Origin of the sequence: Levilactobacillus namurensis DSM 19117, assembly GCF_001434785.1 — a bacterium.
In the GTDB taxonomy this organism is placed as follows: domain Bacteria; phylum Bacillota; class Bacilli; order Lactobacillales; family Lactobacillaceae; genus Levilactobacillus; species Levilactobacillus namurensis.
Map to the genome: position 1 here is coordinate 1 of NZ_AZDT01000049.1, position 708 is coordinate 708.

Here is a 708-nt window from a genome sequence, read left to right on the forward strand (position 1 = left end):
TTTTCTACGTCTTGTCAATAAGAATGTTGTTAAATTAATGATTCTTGTTAGAGAGTGTAGGGCATTGGTTCGGTGACGAGACTTTTCGTCACCGAACCAATGCCCTATTTCTGTTATTTTATTGTTTTTGACCCGCTTAAATAAGCCTTGGAGGTTTCAATTTTTTTCAAGGCTGGTACTATAGGTATAACGAATGTTACTTCGATTGAGGTGCTAGCTCATAGGAGTAAGGTTGATTCGTTTTTATCAGGTATAGGATCGTTTTGATAAGGCGATCCATTTGACGGACGATGAGCTTCTTCTTTGAAGAAGCTTCTCGTCTTTTTTCGTATGCATCGCGAATATGATTGTTACTCATTTTTGGATTAAGCATAAGAACGACCGTCCAATACAGGATTCGACGTGCATGGGGATTACCGTGCTTGGTGATATGGCGAGCGGATTGATGGTCACCAGAATCAACTTCTGTTGTATCAAGACCAACATAGCTATTCAATTGCTGACGTGTATCGAATCGCCGGATGTCACCTAATTCACTAATTAGTCGAATGGCAGTACTGCCACCAATGCCAGGAATTGTTTGAAGAAGCGTAAACTCTGGCAAGGATTTACCTAGGGTCATCATGCGCACGACCTGCTGGTCCTGCGCCGTTTCTAGGGCAAGAACTTGCTCCGCCAAAGCTTTCATTTGTCGTGTGTTATCCGATG

At 42.4% G+C, this 708-nt stretch carries 1 protein-coding gene; it reads right to left on the reverse strand.

Going from position 1 to position 708, the window contains the following annotated elements:
• Positions 1-196 precede the first annotated feature (196 nt).
• Positions 197-708, reverse strand: a 512-nt coding sequence (locus tag FD30_RS07515) for a transposase (RefSeq protein ID WP_156652555.1), incomplete at its 5' end; no start/stop codon positions are given.